Genomic DNA, 16,958 nt, shown 5'->3' on the forward strand with positions numbered 1-16,958 from the left:
TCCAAAAAATCAAGAACTACTATTGCTATATCCAGGCAAGGTCGCAAGAGATTGGGTTAATGACGACATGGTGGCACTCAGTTGAGACACAACAGAGTCCATGGCGTTGAACTGTTTATACAAGCGGGCCTCGAGTTTATCCATCCGGTATTTCAGATCGGTTTCCCGACGATCCACTTCCACCAGTTGCTTGTAGAGCGCGTCGATCTTGCCATCCAGCAGGCCACTGCTGACATCCATGTCCCCCTTGCTGGAGGAGATGCTCTTGTCGATGATGCCATCGAGAACTGTATTCATGATGCTGGTCAGCCCCTCGGAAAGGGTGACTGTGCCTCGATTCCCCAAGGCGCCACCGGTGATCTCCACCTTCATCCCGGTCGAGTTCCCCGATTCTGAGAGCAGGGTATTGCCATCCCCCAGCGCTTCCACACCATCAATCTTGCCCTTGGCATCCACCGCATCCGAACCCTGTTGCACGCCGATGCCAAAGCTGGCCGCAAAGTTGGTATCCACTTCGGTAAAGGCCACCATAGAGCGCGAACCATAGCGATCCGAGGTGAACTGCAACTTGCCATCAGCATCTACCGCAACTTTGACGCTAGCGGCCTTGGTGGATAGCGTGGTATCGGAGTTAATCTTCGACTGCAGCTCGGCCGCAAAATCCAGCGCCGAGGCATAACTCTTCTGCGCCAGCTTGATCTCTCCCGACAAAATACCGTCAACCCGCATCTTGAAGGTGTCATTGTCAGCATCGACCGTCAACGGAAAGGTCAAGACGGTACTGCCGGTCAGCTTGCTTTGCGTCGCCAACTGGGTGACCTCGACACTATAAGTCCCGGGTTTGGTCAGCGAGCTATTGGTCACATAGTTAATTTGCGGATCGGAGGCCTTGCCCGCCTGGGTAAAGAATTTGGAAATATCTTCCACATTCCCCGCCATCGCGGCCTTGAATTTGGTCTCATCCAACTCCAGCGTGCCATCTTTTTTGGTCAGCAATCCCAAATCGGCGAAACTGCGGATCGAACTGCCGGTTTCCTTGACCTGAGTATTGAGCACATCCCGCATCAGGCTCTTGACGTTGCGCACTGTGGCATCGCCAATCAAGACGCCATTGGTGCCACCATCGCCATTGTACTTGGTCAACTCATTCACCTGGCTGATGGTCTTGTTGTAGGTATCCATGAAGGCGCGGATCTGACTCTCGATGGTCGAGGTGTCCTTGCCGATGGTCAACTTCACCACCTTGCCGGTCTCCGTCACGCCATTGAGATTCAAGGTTACCCCCTGGATCACGCTGTCGATCTCATTCTTGCTGCGGGTGATGGTGATGCCGTTCATCTCGATTTTGGCATTCTGTGCCACCGAGGTTTGCTTCATATTCTTGTTGCTGGCGCCATAGGCAAAACGTGACAAGCCACCGGTGTCGGTATTATTGCCATCATCGTCCGCCGCCGTCAGTTCGATGGCATTGGCTTCCCCGGTCTCTTTGCTGGTCAGCACCAGGCGATAGGCAGAACCATCATTGATAATCGAGGCGGTAACGCCGTTATCCGTCTTGTTGATAGTATCGCGCAGGCCCGCCAGCGAGTTATTGGATGAGTCGACAGTGATGGTCTTGATGGTCTTGTCGGCATTCACCGAGAAGCTGCCATCGGCGTTATAGGTACCAAAGCGCAGGGTCAGTTTACCGGTGCCAACAGTGGCATTCGGGTTGCTGAAGGTTGCTGAGTCACCACTGACCAGGGTATGGGCCTGAGCGCGTTGATTCACCTTGAACTCGAAGCTGCCGGTCTGGGCACCAATGCCGCCCTTGGCGGTCAAGACCCCTTCATCGCTGGATTTGATGCTGACGGCGGAGTAAGTGGAGGTGTAACCCAGCTCCTTGTAAGAACTTTTGAAGGAAGAGAGGGCGCTGTTGAGCGCAGAGAAGGCCGAGATCTTGTCGGTTGCCGTTTTGGCATCGGCATCAATCTTCTTCATCGCCGGGTCTTTTTCTGCCCCGACAATAGCGGTCACAATGTCATTGATCTTGAGCCCCGAGCCCAAACCTGTGGATGTAATAGCGGCCATTTCACTCCTCCTTGCCGTGTCGGGTTAATACAACAACAGCCTTAACCCGAACATCAGGCAAATTACAGGCCAATCATGCTTCAGCTTTAAACAACAAACCGATTACCTTGTCCATATTATGGATCAACTCCAGCGCTTCCTTGGACGGGATCTGCCGGATCAACTCATCCGTCTTGGCATCATGTACCGCAATCACCGACTCACCACTGGCTTCATCCACGGTGAACTTGAGGTTACGCTGCATGGTCTGCATAAATTCATTCAAGTTGCTGGACGCTTCGGACAACCGCTTGCGTTCATCCTCGGCCTTCTGGGCATTCTTGACTGAGTTTTCATCCTCACCCTTGGCTGAGTCCGCCGAAGGCGTTGCTACCTTGTTGTCCTGGGCTACACCCGTGAACTCTTTTCTGGGTGACTCCTGAACCGCGGGGCGACGCGTCAGTTCCGGGGCGGCACCACTCAGTTGTAATTCAGACATATTCACCTCCTAAAGGAAAAGCTTCCCAATTGCTTGGGAAGCTTTAATTTAGTCTACCAAGCCAGACTAACTGTCTTAACGGAGCAGTGACAGCACGTTCTGACTGGAGGCATTAGCCTGAGACAGCATGGCTGTACCTGCCTGTTGCAACACTTGCGCCTTACTCATGGATGAGGTTTCGGCAGCGAAGTCGGCATCGCGAATACGGGAGTTCGCAGCTGACAAGTTTTGCGACACGTTGGACAAGTTAGAGATGGTGGAAGTCAGACGGTTCTGGATAGCACCCAAGTCGGCGCGGCCATCAGAAATCTGCTTCAGTGCTGCATCAATCCGCTCGATGGAGTTAGCAGCGTTGGCAGCAGTTGCCATGCTCAGACCACGACCAACTGCGGTTTCGTTACCACCTTGATCCGTCAGCCCCAGCTTAGTCAACGCGGTGGCCTGCGCAGCCTGGTCACTGGCATTACTGGTAATCACCACATCACGACCATTCTGGCCTGTCAAAGTCACAGTACCGGTAGAGATGGCACTATCCAAAGCACCAGCTGACAGTGTACCGGCAGCAGCCGTCAAACGGATATCCTGACCGGATTGAGAGGTCAGCACCAGTTTACCGGTCTTATCATCGGCGCTAGCGACCACACCAGCTAGGCCAGCTGCATTGATCACCGCAATGGCAGAATCAAGCGTGGTAACCCCAGTGAGGTCAATCAAAGTACCGTTAATAGCCAGTGTGGTATCAGCAGCAGCAACCGAGATAGCCATACTGACGCTAACTTCGGTCTTGGCACTGGCTTCCACCCCGGTCTGATCGCGCAATGCATTGATGGCAAAGGCCTTATCCGCAGCCGATGTACCGGTGACTGCACCCAGTTGTACTCCATTGATGCTGATATTATCGTTGGCAGTTACGGCAGTGGTGGTGACTGAACCACCAGATACGTCATCAGAGCCGGCAGAGGTATTAAAGCCAACAGCTTGCAATACGCTTGCGGTACCAGCACTACCGACACCCATCTTGATTTCAGAGCCATCGGCGCTGCTCAGGGAGACATAACCGGCGTAGGTATCTGAAGTCAGACCGGCCTTGCCGGCAGCAGCACCGGCGATCACGATGGAAGCACCAGTGGTATTGCTCAGTTGCAGCGAATCGTTCTCGCCGATGGTGGCGGTGACACCCGCAACCTTCAGGTTGATTTCATCCACCAGGCCTTTCAGGTCGCCGGTAGCGGCCAAAGAAGTACCGTTGATGGTCAAATCGCCAGCTGAAAGCTTGCCATCCAGACCACCGGTACTCTTGACCACGTTATAAGCATCGGCGGTGACACCGGTCAGGCCCTTCTTGGCGTTGATCATGGCTTCCAGGCCAGTCGCATCGGTAGCAGCCTGAGCGCTCATAGCCACACCATTAATGGTCACTTGGTCAGCGGCAATCGCCTGAGTAGAGTTAATACGACCACCATTGAGCTCACCCAGACCGGAGACCGCATTCAGGTTCAGATCCTTGGTGGTAACCGCCTTGATGGAGAATGACAAGGTTTCACCGGAGTTAGCACCGATCTGCAAGGTTGTGGACTTGGTAGAGCCATCCAGCAGCTTGACGCCGTTGAAGGAGGTCACGGAGGAGATACGGTCCAGTTCGGAGTAGAGCTGATCCACTTCTTTCTGGATAGAAGCGCGGTTGGAAGCTGAGTTGGTATCGTTCGATGCCTGGACACCCAGTTCCCGCATCCGTTGCAGGATGTTGGTCATTTCGTCCATGGAGCCTTCAGCGGTTTGCGCCATGGAGATACCATCGTTGGCGTTCCGTACGGCTTGGTTCAGACCGCGGGTTTGGGATTCCATGCCGGTGGAGATGGCCAGACCGGCGGCATCATCCTTGGCACTGTTGATCCGCAAGCCGGAAGACAGACGTTCCATGGAGGTGTTCTGTGCTGCCTGGGACTTATTCAACTGACGCTGGGCGTTCAGCGACATAACGTTTGTATTAACAACCATAGCCATAATATTTACTCCTATCTCGCTTCACGCCCGGAAAGTTAAGGCGCCTTGGTAATGTCATTCAGGTTATCGACAAGGGCGGCGAAAGCTTTAACAATTTTTTTCACCACTCTTACAACTGCCTTGCACCCTGTTTATCGACGCTGACACAGAAAGCTTGAGCAGGAAAATTCGATATGGGTCAAAAAAACGACGGTGTTATACTCCTGGTGTCAAAATAGCCCGATGCTAGCATCAGATCCGGCGGCAAATCGGCTCTCCCTACGCGGCAAGGACTAAGCGGCAAAGAATTGCCGAAAAATAAAACGTAAAAAAAAGCCCGGCACAAGGCCGGGCTGTTTCGAGCAGATAGCAGCGACTGATACTGCTGATGGGGATTAACCCTTGAGCAAGGAGAGCACGCCCTGGTTACTGGCGTTCGCTTGCGCCAGCATGGCCGTGCCCGCTTGTTGCAGCACCTGCGCCTTACTCATCATCGAGGTTTCAGCAGCAAAGTCGGCATCCATGATCCGCGATTTAGCGGCCGAGGTGTTTTGCGACACGTTGGCCAGATTCGAGATAGTGGAGGTCAAACGGTTCTGCACCGCACCCAAGTTGGCTCGAGAGTCGGAAATCTTGTTCAGTGCATCATCGATCCGCTCGATGGTGTTGCTGGCATTGGTCGCCGTCAACACACTTAAACCGATGCCAACCGCTGTCTCGTCACCACCTTGAGACGTCAGCCCCAACTTATCGAGTGCTGCCGCTTGGGCTGCCTGATCAGAGGCATTACTGGTGATGACCACATCTCGCCCATTATCCCCCTTGAGGGTGATTTCACCGGCAAAGATTGAACTATTGAAGTTACTTGATACCACGTTATTCGCGGTCGTCAGACGAACATCCTGCCCTGACTGCGAAGTTAAGACCAACTGACCCGTAGTCATGTCTGCCGAGGCCACGATACCCGCCAAGCCGGCCTGGTTAATCAAGCTGATAGCCGAATCAAGTGTCGTTGCTGTGGTCAAATCAATCTGGGTACCGTTGATGGTCATATCCGCCGCGGCCGCCACATTGGACACCGCCAGACTCAGTTTGACTTCGGTCTTGGCTGACGCTTCTACGCCCGTTTGATCGCGCAGCGCATTGATAGCGAAAGCTTTGTCAGCGGCAGATGTTCCTGTCACAGCGCCTAATTCAATACCATTTATCTTGATTCCATCATTCGCGACCACTGCCGTGGTGAGCACACTGCCCCCCTTGACATCGTCAGAGCCACTGGAAGCATTGAAGCCGATCGCTTGCAGGTCAGCCGTGGTTCCTGTAGACGAAACGATCCCGGTTTTGATTTCACTGCCATCAGCACTCGTCAGACTGAGGTAGCCACCATAAGTGCCATCCACCAAGCCAATTTGTGCACCCGACGCAACGGTTATGGCTGCACCTGTATCGTTGGTTAACGATAAGCCGCCTTGCCGGTCAATAGCCGCTACAACACCCGGCACCGCCTGATTAATTTGATTGACCAAATCCTGCATCGAAGATGTAGCCCCCAACACAGTACCGTTGATCGTCAAGCCAGCCGTCACACCATTCTGGTTGCCAGTGCCATTCAATACGTTATAAGCATCGGCGGTAACCCCGGTCAGCCCCTTCTTCGCGTTAATCGCAGCTTCCATCACACCGGCACTCATCTGGCCACTGGCACTAATCACAACACCGTTGATGGTAATTGAACTGGCCGTAATGGTCGCCGTGGAGTCGATGCGGCCACCGTTCAGCTCGCCGAGGCCCGAAACCGCATTCAGGTTCAAATCCTTGGTGGTAACGGCATCAATGCTGAAAGAGAGGCTTTCACCGGAATTGGCGCCGATCTGCAGATTGGTTTGGCCTGCACTGCCGTTCAACAACACGACGCCGTTGAATTGGGTGGTGTTGGCAATCCGGTCCAGTTCGGAGTATAGCTGATCGACTTCTTTTTGAATCGAGGCCCGGTTGGATGCCGAGTTGGTATCGTTCGCCGATTGTACGGCCAGTTCCCGCATCCGCTGCATGATGTTGGTCATCTCGTCCATCGCGCCTTCTGCGGTCTGGGCCATGGAGATACCATCATTGGCGTTACGAATCGCCTGATTCAGACCCCGGGTCTGGGATTCCATGCCGGTGGCAATGGAGAGACCCGCGGCATCGTCTTTGGCGCTGTTGACACGCAGACCAGAGGAGAGACGTTCCATCGCCTGGTTTTGTGCCCGTTGAGATTTATCCAGTTGCCGTTGAGCATTCAACGACATGATATTGGTGTTAATGACTTGAGGCATGGTTTGCTCCTAGTTATCTGCTCGAATCTGCAGGGAACCGGCTATCAAGTGCTGCAAACGTGCCGGTTTTTCGCTGTCGATGTAATTAATGCTATTTGTGTGCCAAGTTTTTACATGTACTTGAACAAGTTCAAATCCTGGACCATGGAAAACATCTTCTGGGAGACTTCCAGCGTGGTTTTCTCCAGTTGGAAATCGGAGATCGCCTTCTGTAAATCCAGGTCTTCCAGCTGGGAAAGCACCTTCTTTGAGGCCAATTCATAGTCAGCGCTGGCCTCGCGTTGCGAATCGATGGTGTTGAGCCGGGCGCCGACATCGGCACGCGTCAATTTCACGACGTTGAAGGCGTTGTCTAACTGTAATTTGGCGGCATTCAGGCTCATGTCGCGCTTGGCCTCGGCGGTATCGTTCTCGCCGGGGGTGCGCAGCGCATCAATGGCCTGTTGCAACGTGGCAAACAGATCCTGCTGGCCACTGGGCTCCAGCGACAGATTGTCCTGATCCAGAGGCGTTCCCTTGACCTGGGTCTTGATGCCGTTGAATTCGATATCCTGCTCGCTCTGATACGGAGTGGCGCCGACATATTGGGTCAGGGTGTAGCCATCCCCGGTTTTTGGCAGACCGTCAATTTCCAGACTGATGCCGTTGATCCCGACTTTTTGGGCATTGGTATCGGCGGTGTTGTATTGCGGCACTGCCGTCACGCCGTTCACGGTGACGTCATAGAGACCAGACCCAACCGGACTCTCATTGAACAGTACCGCCACGTTATTACCGTTCGGCCCCGTGGTATCGGGATAGATGGCCGAAGGCGCGACGGTGGCAAAATTCGGGTCTTTGCTGTCAATAGCGGCAATTTTTACCGTGGCATTGCCGGTCACGGTGCCGGGCTTCATGCCATAGACCCGGTATTCCATATCCGCACCCGGGGCTGGCTCATTGAAGCTGACGGTATAGGTCTCACCGGCAAAGGAATTAAACAGTACCGGATCGACCACAGTCCCTTCGTCGATCACCCCGGAACCTTTATTGGCGGCATTGGCCGTCGCCAGAAAAGTGCCATTCCCGGTCGGAATATTGACGAAGATGCTGGAACCAGGATCGTTTCCCGCCACTTGCACCGAGTTGCCGATCTGGTAGTTGCGAATACCGTCATCACCGTGATAATCGACCGAGCCGAACTCGTTGACCTGGAAGGGCTGGGTATCCACTTTGTAACCGGCAAAGATGTACTGGCTATTGGCGTCGCGAGTATTCGCCACACCAATCAACTCCTTACGGATCTGTTCCAACTCTTTGGCAACCGCTTCGCGAGCCTTGGCGTCATAGGTACCGTTGCCGGAGGTGACCAACAGCTCCCGCGCCCGCTGCATCAGGTTTTCCCCCTGATCCAGGGCTGTTTCTTCCAAGGCATTGGAGTTTTCGGCCAGATCGCTGTTTTTCTTCAGCGTGGTCGTCATCGACAGATCCTGCTTCAAACGCTGGATCGTCGAAAACGCTACGGGATCGTCAGATGCCGTGATCACCTTTTTTTGCGCGGCAATATAGGTGTTCTGTTCATTCAGCTTGGCTTGGTGACTCATCACCGAGCCTATGCTGCGATTGAAGAAGGTCTGGGTAGGGACTCTCACCGCCGGACTCCTGACTGGATACTGTTGATAGCCAGAACCATGCAGGAATCAAGCCAAATAATAAAACAGATTTATCACCTTGATTTTAAAGGAAAAGCAAAACAGACCGTACTTGATGGGATCCGGCAACTTATGCCGCCGGACCTATGTATCGAAGAAAGGGATGACGCTAGCGGAAGGACTGCAGCAAAGTACTGAACAACTCGCCAGCCACGGTAATGACCCGGGCCGAAGCGCTGTAGCTCTGTTGAAATTTGATCAGGTTGGCCGCCTCTTCGTCGAGACTGACCCCGGCGGTCGCAAGCACCCGGGTGGTACTCTGTTCCAGCAATGCTTCCGATGCCTCCATGCTGGTTTTAGCATTTTTGCTCACAGAACCGATCTCGGAGCCTAAGGCCGCATAGTTATCCTGGAAGGTCTGCTTGCCACCCTTGAGCAGCTTCTGGCTCTGTAAGCCAGCGATCACCAAGGCGTTGCGGTTATCGCCATCGGCGGTCTGGTTAAAACTTAAGGTGAAGCTGTCTCCGGATGCCGGCTTGCCATCCAACTCCAGGGTAATACCGGCAACATTGACCGTCTGCCGCTGCGTGAGCGGATCCAGAACAATACCCAAGCCGGTCATGGGATCCCCCGGGTTCAGGGTCAACGCGGCACCGGTATTATCAGTGACAGTGTAACTGGCACCAGGCGGTACCGTCATCACCACACCGTTCTTATCCCGCATCTCATATTCATAAACGGTAGGAGGACCTGCCGTTACCCCGGTGAAGGCCACCGTGTAAGGGTTATCCTTGGTCGGATACAGGCCATCACTACGGCTGTTGATACTCTTGACACTCAACTCACCAGTGCCGGTATTGGTGGCCGTAGTTGCCACTTTCACTTCGGCATCGGCAGCAGCGACCTTGCGAGGATCCGTGGTGATGACACCGATATCCTGAGCCGCGGTGCGGGTCGGTCGCAGGGTGAAGGTCTTGCCCACCTGGACCGGATCGGCAAGATCGATATTCTCGATGCCGATAGAAAAACCCTCGCCCGGCACATCCAGGCGCTGATTGGTCGACAAGTCCAGCGGTCCGGCCGCAGGCAAGGTCTGGATCTTCCCTGTCGTCTTGTCGGTCATCGAGAACTGGATCTGCTGCGGTGGTCCCGCATTGAAGGTGGTGACCTTCAGTTCGAATTCATTCCCCGAGAGGCTACCCAGATCATCGATACGCACCCCCATGGTCGCGGTCCCCAGACCGTCGCCATGACTGAGTACGCGGCTGTGCTGGATGCTGGCAGAGTTAAAATCGGTAAACAGCGGACTACCAATCTGACCATCCAGATCCAGCCCCTGCTTTTGTTGTTCATTGACGGAATGAGCGATTGCCAGGGCATTGAGTCCCAACTCGTTCATGCCGGGCTCCAGCACCTGATCCCGGAACTCGAATAATGACTGTAATTTGCCGCCAATCACTGAGCCATCCAGCGGGATTTTTGCCGAGCCATTGTCGATCACCAGACCGATGTGCTGCGGATCTGGATCGCCGATCTCGACCCCGAACGTCGTGGCTTGCGATCCCAGCACCAGCGGTTGACCAGTACCGATAGAGACATTGACCATACCATTGGCTTGCGGGATCACAGAGACGTTGGCGATCTCGCTGACCTGACGGACGAGCTCATCCCGTTGATCGAACAGATCGTTGGCACTGCGATTCGGATCGCCGCCCAACGCCGCCAGGATCGAGTTATTCACATCGGCCAGCGAGGTGGCCAAGGTGTTAAGCTGGGTGACCGTCTTGCTGATGTCATCGTTGACGCTGTCGTACTGCAGTTGCATCTGATCATAGATACGATTGAAGGTGCTGGTCATGTTGCCCGCATCGCGCAGGAACACCTTGCGAGCCTCCAGGGTATTTGGATGATCGGCCACCCCATTCATGGAGCCGAACATGGTCAACATATCGGCAGAAACGGAGGTGTCTTCGCTGGTCAGTAGCGAATCCAGCTGTTGCGCCTGCAAATACCGTGTCTCGTAGTATTTTTGACTAGTGGTGTTGATCAGATTTTCTTTATAGGCGAACTGGTCGTACTGACGCTCAATCGCCTTGACCTGAGCGCCGCTACCCACGAAGGCGTTACCGATCCGTTGGCTGCCCAGCGTATCCGCCGTCATCACCTGACGGCTATAGCTCTTGTTATTGATATTGGAGATGTTGTGACCCGTGGTGGTCAAGCCAGTTTGGGATACATTCAGGCCGGTTAGCCCTATCTGCAGCAGATCAGCCATGATGCATATCTCCCTGGACACTGGCTCGCCCGTGAAGGGCACGACAGAAAGGAACCGGGTTGGCAAACCACCTGTTCAGCCGACGGGGCTCTGATTCTCTACAGGCGGTCAATTGGCGCAACATGGTTCTTTCCCCCTTGGTGTTACGTGCTCTGCCAGAGATCCTTCAAGGCATCACTGTGCAGTACTTGTTTCAGTTTCTTGGCATATTGCGGGTCAGTGGCGTAACCGGCCTGCTGTAAGGCATCGAAATAGGCTTCTGGATCATTCGCCACTTCCCGCGCCTTACCATATCGTTCGTGCGTACCAATCAGATCCACATAATCCTGCATGCTCTGGACAAAGCTGTCGTAGCGGCGAAACGCGGACTTGCGCATCACGGCCTGACCATTCTCGTACTCCAGGCTGTTGACCTGAGTACTGGCGCCCCGCCACTGGCTACCGGCCTTGACGCCAAACAAGTTGCGACTCGGCGAACCATCCGCGGCAGGGATCATGCGCTTGCCCCAACCGGTTTCCAGAGCTGCCTGAGCCAACAAGGCCACCGGCGATAAACCAATCTGTTTGGCCACCTGACGTGCCGCAGGCAACAACTGCCGGACAAACTCTTCCGGTGAAGAGAAGGCCCCGTTGCCAGTGCCAGTGACCGATGGCCGCTGGAAATTGCTTTCCATCTTGGCCAAGCGAGCGACAAAACGTTCGGCTGCTGCAACCCCGGAAGAAACAAGGTCGCGATCCTTTTCTGACGTCCCACGCTGAGCATTCTTAAGACTAGCAATATCCGCGCCAGATTCTGCAGTTTGCTCATTGCGCGGATCTTCCCAGCGCGCGAAGCGACGCATCACAGGCACCCGCTCCTCCGGCATTTTCAGCTGACGGGGTTGCGAGGCATCCTGAGTAGTAACGGGCTGAGTAAACTGTTTGACGATCAGTTTGGACAGGCTGCTATTGCCGCCCGGGCTGGCCATACCGGAAGTCATTTGTTCATCCAGCATGCCTTGATAAAACTGGCTATAGCGGCTATTGAGCGGACTATCCGGCGCTAAGGATTCATTCGCCTGACGCATGCTACCAACCCACATCTGGTTGAAGATGGATTCAAACTGGCGAGCCGCGGCTTCCAGGGCCTGTTGCTGGCTGGCATCATCCTTGTTACTCAGTTGGCGCAGTTGATCCAATCCGCGGATATCCTGTACTAGCCCTATATCCGTCTTCAACTTGTCCATAACCGCCTCCTGAAACCTAGCCTAGAGAATGACCAGCTCACCCTGGATCGCGCCAGCTTGCTGCAGCGCCTCCAGAATGGCCATCAAATCACCGGGAGCAACCCCCACCTGATTCACTGCCTGCACCAGATCATCCAGGCTATTGCCAGTATCCAGCTTGAACATGCGACTATCCGCCTGTTGCACATTGATGCTGGAATTCGGTACCACGGCCGTCTGGCCATTGGAGAAGGAATTAGGTTGCGAGACTTGGGGATTTTCGGAGATGGTCACTGTCAGACCACCATGAGTAATCGCCGCCGGCTTGAGCTTGACCTGACTACCGATGACGATGGTGCCGGTACGCGAGTTGACGATGACCTTCGCAGATTCATCAGCCGGATCGACTTCCAGATTTTCCAAGGTCGCCAAGTACGAGACTCGCTGGGACGGATCCCGAGGGGCATAGACCTGAACCGAGGTCGCATCCAGGGCCTGAGCCGTATCCGCGCCGACCAGACCATTGATCACATCAGTCATTCGTTTGGCAGTGGTGAAATCCGAGCGGTTCAGGTTAAAGGTGATGGTGTCACCATTATTGAATGAGCTCGGTACTTCCCGCTCCACGCTGGCACCATTGGGAATGCGTCCCACCGTGGGGGTATTGATGACCACTTTGGAGCCGTCAGCTCCTTCAGCCCCCAAACCACCAACCACTAAAGAACCCTGCGCCAACGCGTAAACTCGGCCATCGACTCCCTTGAGGAAGGTTTGCAGCAAGGTGCCACCCCGTAGACTCTTGGCCTCACCAATCGCCGAGACAGTGACATCAATGGTCTGACCTGGTTTGGAGAAGGCCGGCAAGTCGGCATGGACTGCCACCGGCGCCACATCCTTGATCTTCGGCTTGAGGTTGTCCGGTACCTTGATGCCGAAGTTATTCAGCATGGTACGAAAGGTCTGCTCGGAGAAGGCGTTGTTCTTCTCGCCGGTCCCCGGCAAGCCCACCACCAGACCGTAGCCGATCAACTGGTTGCTGCGGACGCCCTGAACTTTGGCCAGATCTTTGATCCGCGCCGCTTCAGTTGGCAGCGTCAGGAATATGACGCTTGCGGCGAGTAATAGAGTCGAAAATTTCTTCATGACCATCTCCTAGAAGGGACTGAAGGGACCATTGAAGAACTGTGCCAACCAGCCACGTTCCTGGCTGTTAGCAAAATCCCCGGTGCCACCATATTGAATGCGAGCATTGGCAATGCGTTGCGACAGCACGGTATTGTCGGCATTCACGTCCTCGGAGCGCACCAGTCCGGTAATACGGATATATTCGTTGCCATTGTTCAGCATCAACCACTTCTCGCCACGAACCATCAGGTTGCCGTTGGGCAGTACGCGGACCACGCTGACCGAAATGTTGCCCTGCAGGCTGTTGCTCTGATCGGCCTTGGACTGCCCCTTGAAACTGTTGGTGGCGCCCATGCTGACACTGGTGTCATAGCCATTGAGCGTGACGGTATCGCCCCCCATCTTCAGCGCATCGAGCCCCAGATCCGAGTTTTTACCCTGCTGGGAGTTCGCATTTTTCTTGGCGGTGGTGGATTCCGACAGCTGGACCGTGATCAAGTCTCCGACCCGGTGCGCCTTGATGTCGGAATAGATGCTGTTGACCTGTCCCTGATTAAAGATGGATCCACTGGGTTCTATGTTGACCATATCATCCTCGGGGATCGTCGGTGCAAATGAGGGGTCATCCGGCTTCGGAGCATTCGGCAGCGACGTACAACCGGCCAACAGTAGAGTCATCAGAAATAAATAGGGACGGCGTATCATCTCATGCACCTCTTAAGTCCGTTGCGTTAAGAACGACATCATCTGATCGACGGTGGTCAGAACCTTAGAGTTCATCTCATACACCCGTTGCGCCTGGATCAGATTCACCAGCTCTTCGGTCACGTTGACGTTGGACGCTTCCAGCATCCCCTGCTTGATCACCCCCAGACCATCGGCTCCGGCAACGCCTTGCAGTGCCGCACCACTGGATTGGGTCTCGGCGTACAGGTTCTCGCCGATCGGCTGCAACCCCCCCGGATTGACAAAGTCGGTCAGGGTAAACTGACCAATCACCTGGGATTCAGCCTGGCCCTTGATCTTGACCGACACCTGGCCATCCCCGCCGATGGTGATGCTCTCGGCATCTTGTGGCACCTGGATTTCCGGTTGCACCGGATAGCCCATACCCGGGGTGACAATAGTCCCTTCGGAGTTGAGGGCAAATTGTCCGTTGCGGGTGTACGCTGTGCTGCCATCGGGCATCTGGATTTCGAAGAAACCACGGCCCTGCACCATCACATCCAGTGAATTGTCAGTGGTCTGTACGCTGCCCTGCGTGAAGTTTTTCTGGGTTGCAACCACCTTGGCCCCGGCGCCGAGCATCAGACCCGAGGGAAGTGTGGTATCCGCCGATGAGCGGCCACCCGGCTGATTGATATTCTGGTACAGCAAATCCTCAAAGATCGCCCGGCCTTTTTTGAAGCCGACTGTCGAGGCGTTTGCCAGGTTGTTGGATGCTACCGAAATGTTGGTTTGCTGGGCATCAAGCCCGGTTTTACTAATCCACAGAGCGGGAATCATAGAATCCTCCTAGCGTACTCAGCTCATTCGCAGCAGCTGGTTCTGCGCTTCATCATTTTTTTCGGCGGTCTGCATCATCTTGACCTGAGTCTCGAATTGACGTTGCAAACGGATAAGGTTGGTCATTTCATCAACCACATTCACATTACTGGCTTCCAGTGCGCCGCTGACCAGGCGGACCTGATCGGTAGCGGCTTCACTCTTGCCATCATTCCGATGAAACAGGCCATCCTGTCCCTTGCTGATGGACTTGATATCCGGGTTGACCAGCTTGATGCGCTGATATTCCTCTACCGTATCTGCTGTCGCGCCTTCAGGCCGTCCGATGACGGTGCCGTCCTGGTTGATTTCAATTTTTTCCATCGGCAACGGCAGAATGATCGGCTGCCCAGCATCATCCAGAACATTCAATCCGCTGCTGGTCTGCAAGGTACCTAATGGTGAAACACGCAGATTACCCATCCGGGTATACGCCTCCTTGCCATCGCCATCCTGAACCGTCAACCAACCGTCGCCCTGAATGGCGACGTCAAGATCACGTCCTGTTGTCATCAGGCCCCCCTGATCCATGCGCTGTCCCGGGCTTTCCGTCATCGAGAAGACGCGGGAAGGAAGCCCCTCGCCATATGCCTGCATGGCGCGAGCCTGCTCCAGATCGGCCTTGAAACCAACAGTTGCCGCATTGGCCAAGTTATTGCCGCGCACAGCCAAGCTGTTCATGTTTTCTTTGGCACCTGACATGGCGATGTAAAGCAGACGGTCCATAAGGCACTCCCGGTTTTGGTGGTTAACCTTAACTAGCAAGTAGAATGCCAAGGACTAAAGAAATGAGGTAAAAACGCAGAAATGAATGAGGCGGCAAGAATTGCCGCCTCAAAAAACAACCGGTTAACGTTAGCGGATCTGCAAGATGCTCTGTTGCAAAGTATTGTTGACCTCCAGAGCCCGCGAGTTTGCCTGGAAATTACGCTGGGCCGTGATGAGATCCACCAGCTCCGCCGTCAGGTTGACGTTGGATTGCTCCAGCGCCGCCGACTTGATGGCGCCAAAGGTTCCAGTATTAGCCTCACCCGCCAGCGCCACGCCGGAATCCTGACTCTCCTTCCAGGAGGTATTCCCAGATTGACGTAACCCCTGCTCGTTGGAGAACCGTGCCATGGCTACTCGTGCCAGAGGCTGTGAGGTACCATTGGAGTAGGTCGCCTTGACCAAGCCATCAGTACCGACATCAACCCCTGTCAGACGGCCGACCGTCAGACCATCCTGCTCCAGACTGGTTACTTCAAATTTAGAACCAAACTGTGTGGTCTTGGCGGTATCAAAGTTCAGCTTGAGCCGCTGGGTGCCATCGGCCCCCAAGCCCAGGACATTGGCACCATCTCCTGCCAGCGCGCTCGAGGGATCATCCACCCCCAGCGCCTGGGTATACAGATCGGCCGGGGTCGTACTCTTCATCACCCCGAGGTCATCAAAGGTAATCACAGCGCCGGTCCAGGGATTGCCGTTATAGGTGATCTGGGCCGTCACCGGATCCGGGTTGCCATCGGCATCATTATCATCCGGCTGGCCATCCTTGTTCACATCGACAAAATATTGACCCGCGGTGGCGGTACCATCTGTAGTGACCGGGTTGGCATCCGGATCTGGATTCCACATGTTGACCGGCTTGTTATCGACGGTGGTGAACATGGTCCAATGGTTATTGCCGGTGTAGGCCGCATCCTGGGGTTTGACGAAATACATCGCCACGGTATGTGGCTCACCCAGGGAGTCATAGGTAGTCACCGAGGTAGACGAGCTATAGGTCTTGGGATCGGTCGGATCGAAGGATGTCAGAGTTTTGGCTGTATCCTTGCTGCTCAAGTTGAGGGCGATATCAATATTCTTGGTGGCTACCGGTGTTCCTGCAGTTTCCGGGATCTGGATCGGCGTCGAGGTCCCCAGACTGACAGAGGTCGAGGTACCGTCGCTATTCACTGGAAAACCACGCAGATAATTTCCGGAAGAGTCCACCAGGAAGTTGCTCTTGTTCAGCTTGAACGCCCCGGCGCGGGTGTAAGAGAAATCCAGCGAGCTGCTCTCTGCCGAAGTCACAAAATAACCCGGACCAGAGATGGCCAAATCAAACGGGTTATTGGTGAACTGCAGAGCACCCTGGTGGAATTGCTGTGCGACAGCGCCGGTCGTCACACCGTCCCCGGTCTTTGTCCGAGTGGCGGTGAACAACGATGACGCATACACATCGGCGAATTCGGCTCGGGACTCCTTGAAGCCGATGGTATTGACGTTGGCAATGTTATTCGCCGTAACGTCGAGATCCTTCTGCGCCGCGTTAATACCACTGAGGGCAATATTGAATGACATAATTCT

Annotated in this window: 12 protein-coding genes; all 12 read right to left on the reverse strand. The window is 54.6% G+C overall.

What is annotated here, in order from left to right:
• Positions 1–9: 9 nt before the first annotated feature.
• Positions 10–2,070: a flagellar filament capping protein FliD gene (fliD, locus tag ACZYUB_RS08470; RefSeq protein ID WP_463947089.1), complete on the reverse strand. Its 2,061-nt coding sequence runs from the start codon at positions 2,068–2,070 to the stop codon at positions 10–12.
• 73 nt (positions 2,071–2,143) lie between these two features.
• Complete coding sequence (locus tag ACZYUB_RS08475; protein WP_463947090.1) at positions 2,144–2,548, reverse strand: flagellar protein FlaG; 405 nt, start codon at positions 2,546–2,548, stop codon at positions 2,144–2,146.
• 75 nt (positions 2,549–2,623) lie between these two features.
• The gene (locus ACZYUB_RS08480) at positions 2,624–4,552 is read right to left on the reverse strand and encodes a flagellin N-terminal helical domain-containing protein (protein WP_463947092.1); all 1,929 of its coding nucleotides are present in this window, start codon (positions 4,550–4,552) and stop codon (positions 2,624–2,626) included.
• 374 nt (positions 4,553–4,926) lie between these two features.
• Positions 4,927–6,846, reverse strand: coding sequence for a flagellin N-terminal helical domain-containing protein (locus ACZYUB_RS08485; protein ID WP_463947094.1), 1,920 nt, complete (start codon positions 6,844–6,846; stop codon positions 4,927–4,929).
• 110 nt (positions 6,847–6,956) lie between these two features.
• Positions 6,957–8,477: a flagellar hook-associated protein FlgL gene (flgL, locus tag ACZYUB_RS08490; RefSeq protein WP_463947096.1), complete on the reverse strand. Its 1,521-nt coding sequence runs from the start codon at positions 8,475–8,477 to the stop codon at positions 6,957–6,959.
• A gap of 169 nt (positions 8,478–8,646) precedes the next feature.
• Positions 8,647–10,752, reverse strand: a complete 2,106-nt coding sequence (gene flgK / locus ACZYUB_RS08495; RefSeq protein WP_463947098.1) for a flagellar hook-associated protein FlgK — start codon at positions 10,750–10,752, stop codon at positions 8,647–8,649.
• 143 nt (positions 10,753–10,895) lie between these two features.
• A complete protein-coding gene (flgJ, locus tag ACZYUB_RS08500) occupies positions 10,896–11,978 on the reverse strand; it encodes a flagellar assembly peptidoglycan hydrolase FlgJ (protein ID WP_463947099.1) in 1,083 nt (360 codons plus the stop codon).
• Positions 11,979–11,999: 21 nt separating this feature from the next.
• Entirely contained in the window at positions 12,000–13,100 is a 1,101-nt protein-coding gene (locus ACZYUB_RS08505) for a flagellar basal body P-ring protein FlgI (protein WP_463947101.1), read from the reverse strand.
• A 9-nt stretch (positions 13,101–13,109) separates the two neighbouring features.
• The gene (gene flgH, locus ACZYUB_RS08510; RefSeq protein ID WP_463947103.1) at positions 13,110–13,787 is read right to left on the reverse strand and encodes a flagellar basal body L-ring protein FlgH; all 678 of its coding nucleotides are present in this window, start codon (positions 13,785–13,787) and stop codon (positions 13,110–13,112) included.
• A 12-nt stretch (positions 13,788–13,799) separates the two neighbouring features.
• Positions 13,800–14,588: a flagellar basal-body rod protein FlgG gene (gene flgG / locus ACZYUB_RS08515; RefSeq protein ID WP_460882139.1), complete on the reverse strand. Its 789-nt coding sequence runs from the start codon at positions 14,586–14,588 to the stop codon at positions 13,800–13,802.
• Between the two features lie 18 nt (positions 14,589–14,606).
• Positions 14,607–15,353, reverse strand: coding sequence for a flagellar basal-body rod protein FlgF (gene flgF / locus ACZYUB_RS08520; RefSeq protein ID WP_460882140.1), 747 nt, complete (start codon positions 15,351–15,353; stop codon positions 14,607–14,609).
• Between the two features lie 129 nt (positions 15,354–15,482).
• Positions 15,483–16,952 (reverse strand): flagellar hook protein FlgE, encoded by a 1,470-nt coding sequence (flgE, locus tag ACZYUB_RS08525; RefSeq protein ID WP_463947105.1) that lies wholly within the window; start codon positions 16,950–16,952, stop codon positions 15,483–15,485.
• Between the last annotated feature and the right edge of the window lie 6 nt (positions 16,953–16,958).

The sequence above is a fragment of the Pseudaeromonas sp. HNCC25DJ182 genome, assembly GCF_055413365.1.